Here is a 17,761-nt window from a genome sequence, read left to right as displayed (position 1 = left end):
CACTGAGACCCAGTTTCTATTAATAGACCGATCATTACTGTTCAGAAACGAATCAAAATCCTGTGTCCCATCCAAAACGACTATACTTGTTCCCACTCTATGTGGGAATATGCCCAAGATAGATTCAAAGGGACGAATTGTTCTCCCGCAGGAAATACGAGAACGCCTCGGTATTACGCCGGGGACAGAGGTAACGGTCCGCGAAGAAGAGGGGGAAGTGGTTGTCGAGCCAGAGGACAGCCCCGACGAAATTCTCGAACGGATGGAACAGCTCGTTGAACAAGCAGCGTCGAACAGAGCGGAGACGACACCGCTTTCTGAAGGGGTCGATCCAGTCGCTCACAAACACAGAACTGCTGTTCAGCGCGGAGCGGAGCGTGACAGTGATGAGTAACCCTGGTGGCCCGTATCTGCTCGATGTTGGGGTGATTGCTCTTGCACACTCGCCAGCACCGGTTCGTGAGTCTGCACTCTCGTACGTTCGGGAGGGAATCACTGGAGCCATCGATGCTGTTGTTCCCTATCCTGCACTGTTCGGAGCTCATACCGTCCTCACGACCTACTACGGGTACGCAAACGAAGATGCCTCGCGTGTCCTTCAGAATTTCATGGATGCAAAGCGAATCCACTGGTACGACCGGATGCCTACTGATGTTGTTCGAGGTGGGTTTTCACAAGCGAGTGAAGCAAACATCAACGGATGGGACGGATATTATGCGCAGGTTGCGATTGACGAAGGAGTGAATACGATGTTGACGATCGACGATGATTTCGAACAGTTCGATGCGTTCGAGACCGAAGTAATTCTATCACCTGACGAGTTTGCCGAACTGAACAGATTTCTTGGAACGTGATTTCGAGTCCATCGACACCAGGACGCTCCAACGAACGGGTTTTTCAGTCGGACCATCGTACTCCAAGATGGTGGCTGTGACGAACTGTTACCCCCACTGAGCCCCTTGTGATGATGGGTTCAACTGAGCCACCATCCTTTCTCTATTACGCTGCAGAAACAAGTGATACAAGAGAAAGGGACTTGATTATTCGAATTAAACACTACATATGAGTAATCAGTCGTCAGAATCCGTCGACTCTGATGCGCACATTATTGTGGTTGATTATGGTCTTGGCAATCTTCGGAGCGTTCAACAAGGTCTTCTCCGAGCGGGCGCATCTGTAGATATCTCTTCTGATCCGGATGCATTTGCTAATGCTGATGGCATTGTCCTTCCAGGTGTCGGTGCATTTCGTGAAGGTGTCGAGAATGCTGGTCCTTACCGTGACACGCTTATTGAGTTGGCTGACTCTGGTATGCCGCTCTTTGGTATTTGTCTTGGCATGCAGATGTTACTAACTGATAGCGAAGAAGCATCTCACGAAGGCCAAGGAGATGCTCAAGGACTTGATCTCATCCCAGGAAACAATATCCGGTTCTCGGACCATCAAACAGTTCCCCATATGGGATGGAATCAGCTTTCAGTAACCCGATCACATCCGTTGACAGAAGGAATTGACGGTCGGTACGCATACTTTGTCCATTCATACTACGCTGAGCCAAATGACTCAGATGCAGTTGTTGCAGAGACGGTGTACGGAGCTAAGTTCCCAAGTATAATCGCCAATGAAGATGGAAATGTATTTGGAACACAGTTTCATCCCGAAAAAAGTGGAGAAACGGGACTTCGTATCCTCCAAAATTTCGTCTCGTACTGTGCTGACTAGCTGCTTACTCTGGTTTCAGTCCACTATCTTCAACGCGCATTACGGCTTCTCCGTCTGCAAGGTTTGGTGCGTCGACTAACCTAACAATTCGCTTGTTCCCTTTTGACTTTCGCAAGTAGATACGGAATGTGGACGTATGTCCAAGAATATTCCCACCAATTGGCTCTGTTGGATCCCCAAAGAATGAATCTGGGTTTGCAGCTACTTGATTCGTTACTACAACAGCTGTGTTGTTGAGATCGCCAACACGTGCTAAGTCATGTAAGTGCTTGTTAAGTTTCTGCTGTCGCTCGGCGAGTTCTCCCCGACCAACGTATTCAGCTCGGAAATGTGCTGTCAGTGAATCCACACAGAGTAGCCGCACAGGATATTCGTCCTCTTGACTTTCACTGGCGAGCTCTTGAGCCTTTTCTGCAAGCAGAATCTGGTGGTTTGAATTGAATGCCTTGGCGACGTGTATCTTATCCAATACGTCTTCAATCAACTCGTCAAGGGCAGCACTATCATTTGCTGTCCCTTCGATTTCCCGGTTTTCGAGCATTGCATTAATTGCGTCATCTGACAGCCCCCGAACCATGTCATCAATTCGTTCTGGGCGGAACGTATCCTCACTATCAACAAAGATCGCAGATCCACCGAGACCGCCGTGTTCTGGTGGGACTTGCACATTTACACACAGCTGATGTGTAACCTGCGACTTTCCTGACCCGAACTCTCCATATATCTCTGTGATCGACTGTGTTTCAACTCCTCCTCCAAGTAGTTCATCTACTTCGTCAATCATCCAGCTTAATTTACCAATCTTTTCTCGTCGTTCAAGCACTGCTGATCCCGTCTCGAATCCACCAATGTCTGCTTCCTGTCGTGCCGCCTGAATAATATCGGATGCAGTCGATTCACCAATGTCTGCTGTATTTGAAAGTTCACCTGGGCTCGCTACTGCGATACCTTGATACGAATCAAATCCGGCGTCGTGTAGCTTCTCTGCAGTTGCTGGGCCAACACCGGGAAGTTCTTCAAGATCATCTCCTGCCATGTTTGTAACTGTATTCTCTCGGCACATAAACCCCCGTTAACAGGATAGTGAAAGTAAAATAAATATACATATTTTTCTCATGAGTCTGGCTTGAAGTGGGTTCATCCCCCCGATCAGACTTCTTTTTCCGTCACCACTGCATAGATCGGAGCATGTCCAAATTCACGCCTGTGGAGACTGCGCTCCTTGTGCAGATGGGGGCATCAGCCAACAGTCTGCGAAAAAGTGTGTCGAGGAATTAGAGTGCCCCTGCCTCAAGGAACGATTCGCGTCAGCGGTGCGTGAGTAGACTGAGGTAGATTACTATAATCACTCCCATGGGTGCTTTCCGGGACGGTCTGGCCACAACGGATACCACTCTGACTCATCATCTTCAATTGGTATTTCCTCCCTAAGGACACCTTGTATCTTAAACTCTGTTTGCATATCACGATCTTCCGTCCCTTCTGGGACGAATGGATAAAATCGACCCCGCTCAAACGAGTAGATCAAATATGCCGAGTGATCTTTTTCAAACCCGAATACTGCGGCAAGAAGCTCGTCTTCCGCTCCTTTTGTCAGAAATGTCTCTGCACTAAACTGTAATGCCGTTGCTAACCCTTCGGCTGCAGTGTCTTCTACAATTAGCCATCGAAATCCGTGGCTATCTTCTCGAACCTCCGTTTTTTCTTCTCCTGTTGCATCAACAATTGACTGCAGCTCATCAAGTGTCGTCTCAAACCCGTCAGGTGCATGAAAACACAGCGCCGCTTTCGGTATAAGTTCATATCCAATGTCTTTCATCGTAAACGCTGCTGAGCTTATGTCAAGCAAATCCTCGGGATCAGAACCCTGTCGCTCATCTGCATCTGAAAATATCGACCGGACTCGATCAAATAATCCCATTATTTGTATTCCATTCTCCGTGTTTATATGTACCAGTCTCTTCTGCTTGTGTTGTCACTCACCTGTCCCCCGATCTATACCAATCAATCAACCGCGATTGGCATACATAAAAATTGTTAGGCTAGAGCAGTCAACCTAACTAGAAATGGGTATAGTAACCTCCAGCTCTACTCTTGTATCAATCATTCTGAATAAAAATTAGCTCAACGGGCAACTACGCCATTTCGGCCTGCATCTCCTGTAGCCGACTGATTCGTTTCTCTGTCGATGGGTGGGTTTTGAACAATTTCCCGATGAACCCCTTTGAGATTGGAATGATGAAAAACGCATTCATCTCCGATTGCTCTCGTAAATCTTTCTTCGGTACTCGATCCATTTTCCCGGAAATCGACATCAACGCTGAAGCCAGAGCACCTGGGTTTCCTGTGATCTGAGCTGCCCCCCGATCAGCGGCATACTCTCTATATCGCGACAGTGCCCGGATAAGGATGAAGCTCAGAATCCAGACAATGAATGATGCTCCAATAGCGACTATAATTCCACCCTGTCGGTTCTGATTACCGAAGAGCGCCCCATAGCGCACCACCATAAATGCAATCGTTGAGAGGAACGACGCAATCGTCATAATCATCACATCACGGTTTTTGATGTGAGCTAGCTCGTGGGCAAGAACGCCTTCGAGTTCGTCGTCATCCAGCGTACGTAGCAATCCAGTCGTCACACAGACAACTGCGTTATTCTGGTTACGTCCAGTTGCAAATGCATTTGGAACTTCTGACTCAGCAACTGCGACATCAGGTTTTGGAAGATCAGCTTGCTGTGAAAGGCGGGAAATCTGCTGATGTAACTCCGGATATTCCGATTCATCTACTCTTTTTGCACCCATGCTACGGAGAGCCAGTTTATCGCTGAGGTAGTACTGAACAAGCGAAAACCCTCCGACAAACATCAGTGCGACTGGGATCCCTGCGCCGAGAACCTCAATCAGGACGACTGCAAACGCAATATACAGGATTGCAAGTAGCCCGGCAGTGACCATCATTCGACCGCGAAGACCCCAATCATTCTGCCAGTTCATCGTACTCTTATATACGGTCTGAGGATTAATAAAGACGATTATCGAATAATTTCATGATAGTTTTGAATCGACTTCATTGACCAGTTGTCGTGATTCTGTGCTGATCCCATCTAACAAGAAACACCTATACTTGCGGATGCCAAAGTCTTGAACCAAGTTATTTGCACTTCCGTGTTATCCTACGGTGGCTTATCTGCTAATTATGACTAATAAACACGAAATCTGTCCTCGATGCGGCGATTCAATTGAAACTGCACGGTCTACTCGTGCGGAGCGTGGAGATCCGTCTCTATGTGACGCTTGTTATTTTGAGAATTTCGAACTTGTTGATGCGCCCGATCGAATTACCGTCCGACACTGTACACAATGCGGAGCTGTACATCAAGGCAACAGATGGGTTGATATCGGTGCACAGGATTACACCGATATTGCCGTTGAAGCTGTTCGGCAATCGCTTGGAGTACACGTTGATGCTGATTCAATTACATGGCGTGTGGAACCAGAGCAGGTTGACAATAGTACGATACGGATGCATTGTCACTTTTCAGGAGCGGTTCGAGAAACTCCTGTTGAAGAAACCGTGGTTGTACCAGTGACGTTAGCCGCAGAGACATGTACGCGATGTGGCCGTATTGCTGGTGATTACTATGCAAGCGTTGTCCAAGTTCGAGCGGTTGATCGAGAACCAACTGATGAAGAACAACAGGCTGCTCGAGAAATTGCTGAAGATGTTGTCTCCTCAATGGAAGAAACCGGCGACCGAAACGCGTTTATCACCGAAACTGGAGAAGTTGCTGGCGGTCTCGACATGAAGGTCTCTACAACTAAAATCGGTCGCAAAATTGCAGACAAAATTGTCAATCGTTTCGGCGGAGCAGTCTCAGCCTCAGAAACTCTTGTCACTGAGGATGCGGACGGAAATGAGGTTTATCGGGTTACGTATGCTGTTCGTCTACCGCCATACAAACCGGGTGATATAATTACCATTGAAGACCTCGATGATCCAATTCTTGTTGACAGTGTCAAAGGTAATCTCAAAGGACGGTATATAACGACAGGCGAAGCATATGAGACCGAATATGACATTGATGATTTCCCGGAAGCCCAGTACCTTGGATCCGTTAGCGACGGTGAGGAGACAACAGTTGTAAATGTCGAGGACGAACACGCTGTTCAGGTGTTAGATCCTGATACATATGAGTCGAAGACGATTGCCCGTCCTACATATTTTGACTCTTCTTCTGAAATGACGACGGTTTTAAAGAGTCGTGCTGGTCTTCATATTCTCCCATCAGATCATGACTGACAACCGCTTAGCAGCTATTGTCCGAAAACCACGCGGGGAAGAAGTTCTTTCCACTCTTCGCTCTGAAGGCGTATATGATGATTCTCGACGCATTATTGAGCATTCGGACGGCACACTAGCGATTCCTATCACGGAACCCCCAGATGTAGATATTATCCGCGTCATTCAACAGAAATATCCTGAACATAGACCCAAGACATTAGATATACTCCTTCGAGACCGCGGATGGTCTGAACAGGATATTAATTGTGCGCCTTCTTCCTGGGCTGTCATTGGATCTGTCATATTGGTTTCTGTCCCAGACGACTGTCCTGACGAATCTGAACTTGGTGACGCTCTTCTTGAACTTCACGGACACGCAGAGACAGTGTTAAATCGCCACGAAATCAGTGGACAGCGCCGAATCCCTGACCATCGTGTCATCGCTGGAACTGGTAACACAGAAACAATCCATGAAGAGCACGGAGTCAAATACAAACTTGACCTCTCTAAGGTTATGTTTTCTCCTGGCAACAAGCGTGAGCGCGCCCGCATGGCTGCTCTTATTGCAGAATCAACTACCCAGGATCGCCCGGCAACAACTGTTTCGGACATTCCAGATGATCTTCGCTCACTTGACGGTATTTCCCCCGATGAACACGTCTTTGATATGTTTGCTGGTATTGGCTACTTTACTCTCCCAATAGCTGTTGCTGGTGCATCTGTCACCGCTGCCGAGATTAATCCGACTTCCTTTGAATATCTTCGCACGAATCTTTCCTTGAATAACGTTGATGACCGAGTCACGCCCTATCGCACAAACTGCAGGAATTTAGAACCCAATGCCGTGGATCGTGTTGTTATGGGTCATTATGACTCTTCTGAGTACTTACAGACTGCTCTTCAGACGGTCCAATATAACGGCGTTGTCCACTATCATGCTCTCGTACCAGATGCGAACCTTTGGTCCCAGCCAGCCAGTACTCTAACAGAAGCAGCAAGTTCAGTTGATCGTGATATCTCAATAGAAGGCCAGCATCGGATTAAATCGTATGCTGAAGGAATTTATCACGTTGTAATTGATACTCGCGTTTTTTGATAATTTGTTTCGCGTTAGATTACTTTGTATAAAATTTTCAGATTTGATCGCCCTCTTGTATCTATCTATTCTGTTTTCCTCGGATCAAATCCGACGGACTTATATGTCGGTGTTCGTTACCGATTAACATGGCCGTGGCACCAAATCCCGAAGATAACGGCGACTCACGCATCGTTAGCTCAGTTGATGGCGATGGTCGAGATCAGGAGTATGTAATCGCTGATATCACAGAAGATGGTGCCTGGCTTTCAATGGATGCAGGGGATGCCCCTGACCTATCATCTTGGCGGTAACAGATCTTTCTGAATTACGATAAATTTCTGTTTTCACCACTCGCTTGAATATGTCAAAATAAAGATATACTACTATATCCACAACTAATTTTATGTCTTGTAAGAGTTAAGGGCCCGTCAGTGCAAACATGGTCTATGGACTATCGGGAAGTTACCACCACGGCTGAATATCTTGGTCGATTCGAAACAGGAGAAGACTGGCGTCAGCAGATCGAGTCATTTGCCGGTGAGGTCGATGCTGATGCCGCTTGGTTCATGGCAATGGGTGCAGTTCAGGATGCCGAACTCTGGTTCTATGATCAGGATGATAAAGAGTACTACCCTGTAGAATTCGATGAACCGCTTGAAGTTGCATCTTGTACTGGCAATATCTCTTGGCTTGATGGTGATCGATTCGCGCATACTCATGCGGTATTGTCTCGCGAAGATGGATCAACCGTTGCAGGCCATCTTAACGCTGGTACTACCTTTGCAGGTGAATTGTATCTTCGTGTCTTTGATACTGAACTTAATCGAGAATTCGATGACGTTACTGAACTTGATCTCTGGTTATAATGGAGCCGATTTATAACGATGCGTCCTGAGGACGAGCAATACTTTACCCGGCTTGAGGCGGAACTTGAACGAGCATCCGAGATTGCCCGACAGGCCCGACAGCGCGGCAACGATCCTAGCCCTGACATTGAAATCCCAACTGCCCGAGATATGGCTGACCGTGTTGAAAATATCCTTGGCATTGATGGGGTCGCTACACGGGTTCGTGAACTTGAAGGAGAGATGAGCCGTGAGGAAGCTGCGCTTGAACTTGTTGGTGGTTTTGTTTCCGGCGAGGTTGGTAATTATGAAAGTAAAAGCGGAAAAGTTGAAGGTGCCGTTCGGACAGCCGTAGCATTACTGACCGAAGGAGTCGTTGCCGCTCCCATTGAGGGTATTGACCGCGTTGAGGTCAATACTAACGACGATGGTACGGAATATGTCTCCGTCTACTACGCTGGGCCAATCCGATCAGCTGGAGGAACAGCTCAAGCGCTATCTGTCCTTGTTGCCGACTATGCTCGATCATTACTTGGGATAGATGAATTCAAACCACGCGATGATGAAATCGGACGATACGCTGAGGAGGTTGGCCTATATGATTCTGAATCTGGATTACAGTACTCCCCGAAAGATAAGGAAACGAAATTTATTGTCGAAAACTGTCCTATCATGCTTGATGGGGAGGCAACCGGTGATGAGGAAGTATCTGGATATCGCGATCTCGAACGTATTGACACGAATGCTCCTCGAGGCGGGATGTGCCTTGTACTTGCAGAAGGCATTGCCCTAAAGGCCCCGAAGATCCAGCGCTATACTCGTAACCTTGATGAGGTCGAGTGGCCTTGGCTTCAAGACCTTATTGACGGTACTATTGGTGAGGATAATTCACAAGACGAGGATGAAGATACAGAGTCTGATGACAGTGAATCCGATACAGAGTCTGATGACTCTGACTCTACGGACATGACCGGGCCTAAACGTATCGAGCCAAACAAAAAGTATCTTCAGGACCTAATTGCTGGCCGCCCTGTATTCGGACATCCAAGCAAAGCTGGTGGATTTCGTCTTAGATATGGTCGTACTCGAAATCTTGGTGATGCCACTGCTGGCATTCACCCAGCAACAATGCATCTTGTTGATGACTTTCTCGCACCAGGCACACAAATCAAAACTGAGTTGCCTGGAAAAGCAGCAGGTATTGTCCCGGTAGACTCAATCGAGGGCCCAACTGTTCGCTTAGCTAATGGTGAAGTTCGACGCGTCAACAGTGCTGAAGAGGCAATTGAAATTCGAAACGGCGTTGAGAGAATTCTTGATCTAGGTGAGTACCTTGTCAATTATGGTGAGTTTGTTGAAAATAATCATCCACTTGCCCCGGCTTCATACACTGTTGAGTGGTGGATTCAAGATTTAAAAGCTACAAAAACGGATGTTCAAGCACTCCAAGACGATCCAGCTATAAATCTTTCACACCCCTCGCCTGAACAGGCAATCTCGTGGGCAAAACAATACGACGCACCACTTCATCCAAAATATACCTACCTATGGCACGACATCACCACCGATAATCTTGAGACTCTTACAAAAGCACTGAGTGAGGGAACTGTTGTTGATGATGTATTACGGATTGAACGAACAGATGCTGTTCAACAGACTCTTGAGAACCTAGTCGTCGAACACCAACAACATGATGCGACGATTACTATACCTACGTGGCGACCACTTGTTCTCTCTGCTGGTCTGACAACTGATCTAAAACCAACGTGGCAGTCATTATCTGCATCCGCTCGAGAATGGGATAATGCGGTCAAAGCTATCAACGAAGTCGCTCCTTTTGGTATTCAGGAACGGGCCCCTACCCGCGTTGGAAATCGTATGGGTCGCCCAGAAAAATCTGAGGAACGCGAACTCTCCCCCGCTGTTCACACCTTGTTCCCGATCGGGGAGGCTGGCGGGAATCAGCGTGATTTTGAGGCCGCTACAAAACAGGCAGCCTCTCTTTCAGATACTCCTGGTGAAATTGAAGTCGAAGTTGGTATCCGACGCTGTAATGAATGCGATGTGGAGACACACAAGTCTTGCTGTCCTTCTTGTGGCACACACATCGATCCACACTACACATGTCCTGAGTGTGAGCGCGGGTTGACTCCCGATGAGTCTGGTCGCGTTTACTGTGATCGTTGTGAAACAGAAGGAACGGCCGTTGCAACACAAACAATTGACCTTGCCAATGAGTTCCAAGAAGCGCTTGAAAACATTGGGGAAAGAAAAAGCCATTTTGACATTCTCAAGGGCGTTAAGGGACTCACTTCAGAAGTCAAGACCCCGGAGCCTCTGGAAAAAGGAATTCTTCGTGCTAAACACGGTGTCTCCGCATTTAAAGATGGTACTGTCCGATATGATATGACTGACCTCCCTGTTACTGCGGTTAAACCAGAAGAAGTCAATGCGTCAGTCAATCAGTTCAGACAACTTGGATATACGGAAGATATTCACGGAGACCCACTCCAGCACGCAGATCAGGTGGTTGAGCTCAAAGTTCAAGATATCATTCTTTCTGAAGGCGGTGCAGAGCATATGCGTAAAACGGCTGACTTTGTTGACGATCTACTTACCTCATACTATGATATGGATTCTTACTACGACCTTGAGAATTCAGAAGATCTTATTGGAGAATTAGTCTTCGGTATGGCCCCACACACTTCCGCAGCTGTTGTGGGACGAGTTGTCGGGATTACTGAGGTCGCCGGTGGGTATGCACATCCGTACTTCCATGCTGCTAAACGGCGTAATTGTGATGGTGATGAAGACTGTGTTATGCTCCTGCTTGATGGATTATTGAACTTCAGCAAAACATATCTTCCCGACAAACGCGGTGGCTCAATGGACGCTCCTCTTGTTATGTCATCCCGCATTGATCCTGCAGAGATTGACGATGAGGCCCACAATGTTGATATTATGTCACAGTATCCACGTGAGTTTTTTGAGGCTACCCGTGAACTCGCTCATCCCGAGGATGTTGCTGATATGATGACAATTGCCGAAGAGACCGTCGGAACTGAACATGAATACACCGGATTTGATCATACGCATCCGACTTCTGATATTGCTGCTGGACCAAGTCTTTCAGCGTACAAGACTCTCGAATCGATGGAAGACAAAATGGATGCTCAACTTGAACTGTCGCGAAAACTCCGATCGGTCGATGAAACTGATGTTGCTGAGCGAATTATTGAATTCCACTTTTTACCAGACTTGCTTGGAAATCTTCGTGCATTTGCCCGACAAGAAGTTCGTTGTCTGGATTGCGGCACCAAATACCGTCGTGCACCCCTCTCTGGTACTTGCCGTAAGTGTGATGGCGATATTAATCTCACCGTTCATGAAGGGTCAGTGGATAAATATCTTGAAACAGCAATCGAAATTGCAGAAGAATACGGCACTCGCGAATACACACGGCAACGACTTGAAGTTCTTGACAGATCAATTAGCCGAATTTTTGAAAATGATAAAAGCAAACAAAGTGGTATTGCTGATTTCATGTAGGAATCGAGGCCCGACACCGGAGATATGCTTATTCTGATTTTGAGTTATTGATAAAACGATTCCATTATTCAGTTTAGAACGTGCAACAAGCCCGTTCCATATATAATTGCACATCGAATAGTGAACGGCATTTTTGTTTTCCAATGACTGATAAAGCTACTTTGTCTGTGTATGGAGTCTACATACTGTAGCTCAAACCTGGCGTAGTTATTTACAATACAAAACGTGCATATCTTCGGACTTATAATCATGGAAGTACGGTGAACTGCTGTGACAGAAAAACGTGAATATACTGGTGATTACCCAAATAAACGACTCTATTTACCGGGTCCAACGGAAGTTCGAGAAGACGTTATCAATGCAATGTCTCAACCGATGTTTGGCCATCGGATGGACCGAATGACTGACCTCTATACGACAATAGTCGAAGATACGAAAGAATTTCTTGATACTGATAATGACCTTACCATTCTTACAGCATCAGGTACTGAGTTTTGGGAGGCAACAACCCTGAACCTGGTTGAGGACTCACTTTTGGTACCCACCTCTGGAGCATTTAGTGAACGACAAGCAAATGTTGCTGAACGTCTTGGTAAGAATGTTGACCGAATTGAGTATACGTGGGGAGAAGCTGTCAAGCCCGACGATATTAAAACCGCCTTAGAAACAGCTGATACGCAATATGATGCTGTTGGGATGGTCATGAACGAAACTTCAACCGGCGTTCGAAATCCGGTCGAAGAAATTGGGGAGATCGTGTCTGAGTATCCAGATACCTACTTTATCGTTGATGCTATCTCCTGTTTAGGTGGTGATTACATCGATATTGAGGGCAGTGGAATTGATGCTATCTTTACATCGACACAGAAAGCCTTTGCAATGCCTCCTGGCCTTGCTGTTTGTGTTGTCAGCGATGATGCCTATGAACAAGAGTTAGAGAAAGATTCAGCATCATGGTATGGTGGATTTCAGCGCTGCTTAGATTACTACGACAGAAAAGGCCAGACTCACTCTACCCCCGCTATTCCTATTATGCTTGCTTATCGAAGGCAAATGAAGCACATGCTTGAGGAAGGACATCAAGCGCGTGATCGTCGTCATCGCGAAATGGCAGAGTACACACAGGAATGGGCCAAGCAACACTTTGACCTCTTTGCTGAAGAGGGATATCGCTCCCAAACAGTAACCTGCATTGAGAATACTCAAGACATTGATGTCGGACAGACAATTGGGCAAGTTTCTGAAAAATACGATTATGTCTTCTCTAATGGATATGGTGACATAGGGGAGAAAACATTCCGCATTGGACACATGGGAGAGCACGACCTGGAAAGCATCAAGGCACTCACTGACGCAATAGAAGATGTCGCTGGACTCTAGTAAAACAGGAAAAACTGATTTCCTGTATTGGTCTGCCCGTATTATAGCCGACTGTAAGCAAGAGGCATCCTTTCTCAGTAACAAGCACAAGTGATTGACTCCCCTCACGGCTGAATCCGTGGGATTCCCACGTTGGGAATTACGGGTTTGCAGACCAGTCGACATGACCGGACTACTGGCGAGGCCAAGCCGCCGTTTCTGATCCCGTGGGATTCAAAGTTACCGGGTTTACTTGGAAATACACAGCCAGCGGCCCAGAAGGGATCGCTTCAAATGTGGTGTGGTCCGCTCCCGAGATTATCCAGTTCCTTGGGCGACTGAGCTGCTCGGTACCATCATACCCACGCTCTGATTGCATATAAAACAGTAGGAGAGCAAAACCCATAGATAGATTCTCAGCTGTCGACTTCACCCCCCGTAAACGGGTGGGATTTCGCCTTGCTACCGCTGTAAGTAGGAGGGAGCAATTACACATTCCTCATAGTTTCTCACCTAAATGACCTATTCACAAACACCTAATATCGTGTTTTCCTAATATACGGACAGTGTCATCTATGGACTATGACGCCATCGTCTTCGATAACGATGGTGTCCTTGCTCGTATCACTGAGGGTGAAGCGGTACGAAATGCAATAAGGCGGACATTTCATGAGTTTGGCGTGCAAGATCCAGATCCAACGCATATTGAGCAGCTGTTCGGAGTGACAATGGCCGACTTACTTAGTGTGTGCTCAACGTATGGTCTTGACCCAGGACGGTTTTGGGAACGACGTGATCAAAACGTTGCCGCAGCACAGATCCAGCTGATTGATGCTGGTACGAAAGATCTCTATGAAGATGTTGCTACGTTGGACGCCATTACTAGCCCGCTTGGTGTTGTCAGTAACAACCAGCACCGGACCGTTCAGTATATTCTTTCGCACTACGGGTTAATTGATCAGTTCAACACCGTTTATGGCCGTCAGCCCACGCTTGAAGATGTAATGAGAAAAAAACCTAATCCCTATTATATTGAGCAAGCGCTGACTGATCTTTCTGCAACCGATGCGTTATATGTCGGAGACAGCCCTAAAGATGTTATCGCGGCTCAGCGAGCTGGTATTGATGCAGCTTTTATCCGCCGTCCGCATCGCAAATCTGCTGAACTGCCCGTCAAACCAACTATAGAAGTTCCTGATCTTACGACACTGGTCGCTGAAATCACGGGATGAAAATCTTTCATAATCTTCTATGTCCTGTGATACGCATCAAAAAGAACAAGGTTTTACCGGTCGGCATAAAATAACAGCAACATATGAGTGGAAAATCAAGGGCGAAAAAGAAACGACTCGCCAAATTAGAACGGCAGAACAGCCGTGTTCCAGCATGGGTAATGATGAAAACTGACCGCGACGTTATGCGAAACCCAAAACGCCGAAACTGGCGTCGATCAAATACTGACGAATGAGCGCAGAAGAATTCGAGGAGCGGGTCATGACAATTCCGCTTCGTGATGCTAAGGCTGCACCGAAACATGAACGAGCTGACAAGGCAATGGCAATCGTCCGTGAGCACTTAGCCCAGCACTTTTCGGTCGAGGAGGATGATGTCCGGCTTGATCCGTCGATCAATGAAGCAGTCTGGGAACGCGGACGATCAAAACCGCCGAGCAAGCTTCGTGTCCGCGCTGCTCGCTTCCAAGAAGCGGGGCGCGGAATCGTCGAAGCTGAACACTCTGAGTGAGAACGTTGCTTCAGACATCATTTCTTGGCTCGCCGTACGTTGGTGTGTTCGCCCACGTAACGAATGATTATCTGGTAGTCCGTCCTAATCTAGATCAAGAACTTGTTGACGCGATTGCCAGTGAGCTCTCTGTATCTGTTATTGAAACGACAGTCGGTGGATCAACGACTGTTGGATCACTCGTTGCGGGAAATGACAATGGACTTCTCGTTAGTAACCGTATCTCATCAGAAGAACAATCCACCCTTCAAGATGCTGTATCCGTTCCTGTTCAGCAACTCCCCAGTCGGATTACCGCTGTTGGTAATGTTATCTTAGCGAATAACTCTGGTGCATACGTTCACCCTGACCTTACAAACGAAACAGTTGAGACAATTGCTGATACGCTTGATGTCACTGTTGAGCAGGGAATGATCGCTGATGTTCGGACCGTAGGAATGGCGGCTGTTGCGACTGACTCAGGAGTTCTCTGTCATCCTAAAGCAACTGACAGTGAACTTGAACGTCTATCTAATTTGCTCGATGTCTATGCAGATGTTGGAACAATCAATTACGGAGGCCCACTCGTCGGAAGTGGACTTCTCGCAAACAACACTGGATATGTGGCTGGTGAAGAAACAACCGGCCCAGAACTTGGTCGTATTGAGGATGCCCTCGGATACATTGATTGACTCTGATTCTTAATTTGTTCAATTTTGGTTCTATTAAAAAAATATCCTCAAATCCAGACTACATTTTTTGTATCGTGATGAAATATAGCACGTAAATAACACACAACTTTTTAGCACTGGTTACCTACTTTAGACGCATGGTTACCGTCAGTGAGACGATTTACGTCAATGCCCCTGTCGAGAACGTTTTTACTTACCTCGATGACCCATACCACCACATTGAGATTACCCCGAGCTTAGTTGAGGTTCGAAATGTCGAGCCTCTTGACAATGGGGGGAAACGAGCTGATCATACCTACCGGATGGCTGGAGTGTCACTTGATGGTGAACTTGTTGAGATACTTCATGAAGAGAACCAGCGTCTTAATTTTGAACTTCGGGGCCAACTTGAAGGGGACTTGGATCTGCGCTTTACCGAGGAAAATGATGGAACCCGTGTCTCATATGCCGCTACGTATAAATTACCGGGAAGAGTTCTCTCTCGGCTTGCTGAGCCTTTCGTTCGAAGATATAATCAACGAGAGCTTAGAACGACCCTTCAAAATCTTAAGGACCGACTTGAGGTTGATGCCCCGTCTCAGTAATTATCTGTGATTGTGGGGAGTTTCTGAGCTATTGATAGCAACTGATAGGAACATACTTCTGACGTGATGTCCCATATAGTCATATGCAAGTACCAATTGCTCGCAATTGTTGTTATCGTCGTCATAGTACCTCCACAGCAGCAGAGGTGATTCGACAATGATGAACCAAGGCGGTGGAAGCCAACAGGAGCTTCAGCAACTATCACAGCAGATACAAGAACTCGATCAGCAGATTGAAGCACTAAATAACGAGATTGAGTCACTTCGTGATGATCAGTCAGAAATCGATGAGGCGATTTCCGCGATTAACGCGATAGACGATGGTGCTGTTGTTCAGGTTCCACTTGGCGGTGGTGCTAAAGTCCGCGCTGAGATTCTTGATGCTGAGGAAATCATTGTTGACCTCGGTGGCGGTTACGCGGCAGAGCGGAACTCCGAAGGTGCTGTTGAGACATTAGAGAATAAGAAAGATCATCTTGACGAACGAATTGAAGAGATCAACGACGAGATTGCAGAACTTGAAGAAGAATCTGATCGGCTTGAGCAGCAAGCACAGCAGTTACAGCAGCAACAACTCCAGCAACAGATGCAACAAATGCAAGGAGAATCTGAAGAAGAATAGGCTATGTTTGACGGGCTCAAAGATAAAATCAAAAACTTCCGGAAAGGCGCAAAGGAGGCGGCCGAAGAACAGCCAACAGAGGAAGATGAAGACCCCGAAGATCAGGAGGCACTTCCTGAGGCTGAGCCTGAACCGGAGCCTCAGGAAACATCCGAGACAACATCTGACCCTGAACAGAGCACCGATTCTTCTACCTCAGCGTCTGTAGACACATCTACAAAAACAGAGACGGATACCCTCGATTCTGACCAGTCTTCTTCTTCCTCGGCTGAAACCACAGAGCCGACCGACAACCAGTCTCCTTCGACCACAGATACGGACCAACCAGAACAAGAGAATAGCTCCTCTGGTATCGGCTTTGCAAAAAAAGCAAAAAACATCGCAACTGGAAAAGTTGTTATCAAAGAAGAAGAGCTTGAGGATCCGCTTTGGGAGCTGGAAATGGCGTTGATTGAGTCAGATGTCGAACTTGAGGTGACTGAACGAATCCTCAAGAACCTCCGTGATGACCTCCTTGGCGAGAGTCGTCGGTTTACAAAATCTGTTGATGAAGTTGTTGAAGATGCCTTGCGTGACGCCCTGCTTGAAGTCATGACGGTTGATGATGTCGACTTTGATGCCGCCATTGAAGAAGCAGATAAGCCAGTTGTCCTTGTTTTCACTGGTGTTAACGGAGTCGGAAAAACTACTTCTATTGCTAAAATATCTCGGTACTTAGAAAACCAAGGCTACGACTCTGTGCTTGCAAACGGTGATACGTTCCGTGCTGGTGCCAACGAGCAGATTGAAGAACACGCTAACGCCTTAAATAAAAAACTAATTAGTCACGAACAGGGAGGAGACCCTGCGGCAGTTATCTATGATGCGGTTGAATACGCTAAAGCTAACGACATTGACGTTGTCTTAGGCGACACTGCTGGTCGACTCCATACAAGCGAAGGTCTGATGGATCAGCTTGCTAAAATTGATCGAGTAGTCAACCCTGATCTGACTATTTTCGTTGATGAAGCTGTCGCAGGTCAGGATGCAGTCCGTCGTGCAGAAGAGTTTAATGACGCAGCAGCAATCGATGGCTCAGTACTCACGAAAGCTGACGCCGATGCGCAGGGTGGCGCAGCGATATCCATCTCCCATGTAACCGGCCAACCAATCTTTTTCCTCGGTACTGGACAAGAGTATGATGACTTAGAACCATTTGACCCAGAATGGTTGGTTGACCAACTTCTCGGCAAATAGAACTATTTTCTTTCCGAGTTTTATATAATAACGAGGCAGACCTTTCAGAGATTGATCTTTGGTTG

19 protein-coding genes are annotated in these 17,761 nt (G+C 47.0%); 16 read left to right on the top strand and 3 right to left on the bottom strand.

Annotation, left to right across the window (positions count from 1 at the left end):
- Positions 1 to 109 precede the first annotated feature (109 nt).
- The 3 genes from K0C01_RS04675 to hisH all read left to right on the top strand — a co-directional run bounded on the left by K0C01_RS04675 (position 110) and on the right by hisH (position 1,722).
- On the top strand, positions 110 to 394 hold the full coding sequence (locus tag K0C01_RS04675; protein WP_221170873.1) for an AbrB/MazE/SpoVT family DNA-binding domain-containing protein: 285 nt from the start codon (positions 110 to 112) through the stop codon (positions 392 to 394).
- Complete coding sequence (locus K0C01_RS04670) at positions 387 to 854, top strand: hypothetical protein (protein ID WP_221170872.1); 468 nt, start codon at positions 387 to 389, stop codon at positions 852 to 854. The genes K0C01_RS04675 and K0C01_RS04670 overlap by 8 nt, the downstream gene beginning before the upstream one ends.
- 208 nt (positions 855 to 1,062) lie before the next feature.
- Entirely contained in the window at positions 1,063 to 1,722 is a 660-nt protein-coding gene (gene hisH, locus K0C01_RS04665; protein WP_221170871.1) for an imidazole glycerol phosphate synthase subunit HisH, read from the top strand.
- A 4-nt stretch (positions 1,723 to 1,726) separates the two neighbouring features.
- Here hisH and radA read toward each other — a convergent pair whose 3' ends face one another.
- The 3 genes from radA to htpX form a co-directional block, all read right to left on the bottom strand.
- Complete coding sequence (gene radA / locus K0C01_RS04660; protein ID WP_221170870.1) at positions 1,727 to 2,758, bottom strand: DNA repair and recombination protein RadA; 1,032 nt, start codon at positions 2,756 to 2,758, stop codon at positions 1,727 to 1,729.
- A gap of 309 nt (positions 2,759 to 3,067) precedes the next feature.
- Entirely contained in the window at positions 3,068 to 3,643 is a 576-nt protein-coding gene (locus K0C01_RS04655; RefSeq protein ID WP_221170869.1) for a PspA-associated protein PspAB, read from the bottom strand.
- A 214-nt stretch (positions 3,644 to 3,857) separates the two neighbouring features.
- Complete coding sequence (gene htpX, locus K0C01_RS04650; protein ID WP_221170868.1) at positions 3,858 to 4,721, bottom strand: zinc metalloprotease HtpX; 864 nt, start codon at positions 4,719 to 4,721, stop codon at positions 3,858 to 3,860.
- A gap of 202 nt (positions 4,722 to 4,923) precedes the next feature.
- Here htpX and K0C01_RS04645 point away from each other — a divergent pair, with 202 nt between their 5' ends.
- The 13 genes from K0C01_RS04645 (at position 4,924) to ftsY (ending at position 17,696) form a co-directional block, all read left to right on the top strand.
- Positions 4,924 to 6,027: a 60S ribosomal export protein NMD3 gene (locus K0C01_RS04645; RefSeq protein ID WP_221170867.1), complete on the top strand. Its 1,104-nt coding sequence runs from the start codon at positions 4,924 to 4,926 to the stop codon at positions 6,025 to 6,027.
- Positions 6,020 to 7,105 carry a class I SAM-dependent methyltransferase gene (locus tag K0C01_RS04640; protein ID WP_221170866.1) on the top strand — a complete coding sequence of 362 codons (1,086 nt, stop codon included), beginning with the start codon at positions 6,020 to 6,022 and terminating at the stop codon, positions 7,103 to 7,105. Before K0C01_RS04645 ends, K0C01_RS04640 begins: the two co-directional genes overlap by 8 nt.
- Before the next feature lie 128 nt (positions 7,106 to 7,233).
- Positions 7,234 to 7,398 (top strand): DUF7556 family protein, encoded by a 165-nt coding sequence (locus K0C01_RS04635; protein ID WP_221171278.1) that lies wholly within the window; start codon positions 7,234 to 7,236, stop codon positions 7,396 to 7,398.
- Between the two features lie 135 nt (positions 7,399 to 7,533).
- Positions 7,534 to 7,953, top strand: coding sequence for a PPC domain-containing DNA-binding protein (locus K0C01_RS04630; RefSeq protein WP_221170865.1), 420 nt, complete (start codon positions 7,534 to 7,536; stop codon positions 7,951 to 7,953).
- Between the two features lie 18 nt (positions 7,954 to 7,971).
- Entirely contained in the window at positions 7,972 to 11,481 is a 3,510-nt protein-coding gene (locus K0C01_RS04625; protein WP_221170864.1) for a DNA polymerase II large subunit, read from the top strand.
- A gap of 270 nt (positions 11,482 to 11,751) precedes the next feature.
- Positions 11,752 to 12,861, top strand: a complete 1,110-nt coding sequence (locus tag K0C01_RS04620) for a pyridoxal-phosphate-dependent aminotransferase family protein (protein ID WP_221170863.1) — start codon at positions 11,752 to 11,754, stop codon at positions 12,859 to 12,861.
- 554 nt (positions 12,862 to 13,415) lie between these two features.
- Positions 13,416 to 14,072: an HAD family hydrolase gene (locus K0C01_RS04615; RefSeq protein WP_255568433.1), complete on the top strand. Its 657-nt coding sequence runs from the start codon at positions 13,416 to 13,418 to the stop codon at positions 14,070 to 14,072.
- A gap of 83 nt (positions 14,073 to 14,155) precedes the next feature.
- Positions 14,156 to 14,308, top strand: a complete 153-nt coding sequence (locus tag K0C01_RS04610; protein WP_221170861.1) for a 50S ribosomal protein L39e — start codon at positions 14,156 to 14,158, stop codon at positions 14,306 to 14,308.
- Positions 14,305 to 14,583, top strand: coding sequence for a 50S ribosomal protein L31e (locus K0C01_RS04605; protein ID WP_221170860.1), 279 nt, complete (start codon positions 14,305 to 14,307; stop codon positions 14,581 to 14,583). Before K0C01_RS04610 ends, K0C01_RS04605 begins: the two co-directional genes overlap by 4 nt.
- Positions 14,584 to 14,588: 5 nt before the next feature.
- The gene (locus K0C01_RS04600) at positions 14,589 to 15,254 is read left to right on the top strand and encodes a translation initiation factor IF-6 (RefSeq protein WP_221171198.1); all 666 of its coding nucleotides are present in this window, start codon (positions 14,589 to 14,591) and stop codon (positions 15,252 to 15,254) included.
- Between the two features lie 137 nt (positions 15,255 to 15,391).
- A complete protein-coding gene (locus tag K0C01_RS04595) occupies positions 15,392 to 15,838 on the top strand; it encodes an SRPBCC family protein (protein WP_221170859.1) in 447 nt (148 codons plus the stop codon).
- A 157-nt stretch (positions 15,839 to 15,995) separates the two neighbouring features.
- Positions 15,996 to 16,460 carry a prefoldin subunit alpha gene (gene pfdA / locus K0C01_RS04590; RefSeq protein ID WP_255568392.1) on the top strand — a complete coding sequence of 155 codons (465 nt, stop codon included), beginning with the start codon at positions 15,996 to 15,998 and terminating at the stop codon, positions 16,458 to 16,460.
- Between the two features lie 3 nt (positions 16,461 to 16,463).
- Positions 16,464 to 17,696, top strand: coding sequence for a signal recognition particle-docking protein FtsY (gene ftsY / locus K0C01_RS04585; RefSeq protein WP_221170858.1), 1,233 nt, complete (start codon positions 16,464 to 16,466; stop codon positions 17,694 to 17,696).
- Positions 17,697 to 17,761: the final 65 nt, after the last annotated feature.

The organism is Salinarchaeum sp. IM2453 (assembly GCF_019693215.1).
Classification (GTDB): domain Archaea; phylum Halobacteriota; class Halobacteria; order Halobacteriales; family Salinarchaeaceae; genus IM2453.
The sequence above is the reverse complement of the archived record's forward strand: the minus strand, read 5'-3'. Positions and strand labels throughout refer to the sequence as shown.